Genomic DNA, 662 nt, shown 5'->3' with positions numbered 1-662 from the left:
TGTTCACCATCGTCATCCTGTTCGCCCTGCAAGGCGAGACGATCACCTCTCAGCCCGGGGACGTGGCCCGCATCGCGCTGCCGTTGCTGGCCTACTTCGCCCTCATGTGGGGCGGTTCCTTCCTGGCCGGCCGGGCGATCGGCCTGAGCTACGAGCGCACCACCACGCTCGCCTTCACCGCGGCGGGCAACAACTTCGAGCTGGCCATCGCGGTCGCGGTCGGCGTGTTCGGCGTCACCTCCGGCCAGGCCCTGGCCGGGGTGGTCGGCCCGCTCATCGAGGTACCCGTCCTGGTCGCCCTCGTCTACGTCAGCCTCCGGGGCCGCCGCCTGTTCACCCCTACCGCCACCACCACCTCTGAGGGATCGGTTCATGCCTGACAAGCCCAGCGTGTTGTTCGTCTGCGTGCACAACGCCGGACGCTCCCAGATGGCCGCCGGCTGGCTCACCCACCTGGCCGGAGATCGCATCGAGGTCCGCTCCGCGGGCTCGGAGCCCGCCGAGAACATCAACCCGGCCGCCGTGGCGGCGATGACCGAGGTCGGCATCGACATCACCGGCCAGAGGCCGAAGATCCTCACCACCGAGGCCGTCCAGGACTCCGACGTGGTCATCACCATGGGCTGCGGGGATGCCTGCCCGTTCTTCCCCGGCAAACGCTA

2 protein-coding genes are annotated in these 662 nt (G+C 69.2%); both read left to right on the top strand.

Translation table 11 applies throughout. The features are described 5' to 3' along the window. Nucleotides 1–380: arsenic resistance protein (locus ACSDR0_RS51020; protein WP_435296203.1), on the top strand; the 380-nt coding region annotated here is incomplete at its 5' end. Continuing rightward, on the top strand, nucleotides 373–662 hold a 290-nt coding region (locus ACSDR0_RS51015), incomplete at its 3' end, for an arsenate reductase ArsC (protein ID WP_435296202.1). The genes ACSDR0_RS51020 and ACSDR0_RS51015, both read left to right, overlap by 8 nt.

Origin of the sequence: Streptosporangium sp. G11, from assembly GCF_051192615.1 — a bacterium.
Taxonomy (GTDB): Bacteria; Actinomycetota; Actinomycetes; order Streptosporangiales; family Streptosporangiaceae; genus Streptosporangium.
Note: the sequence above shows the minus strand (reverse complement) of the source record. Positions and strands in the feature narration are given on the sequence as shown.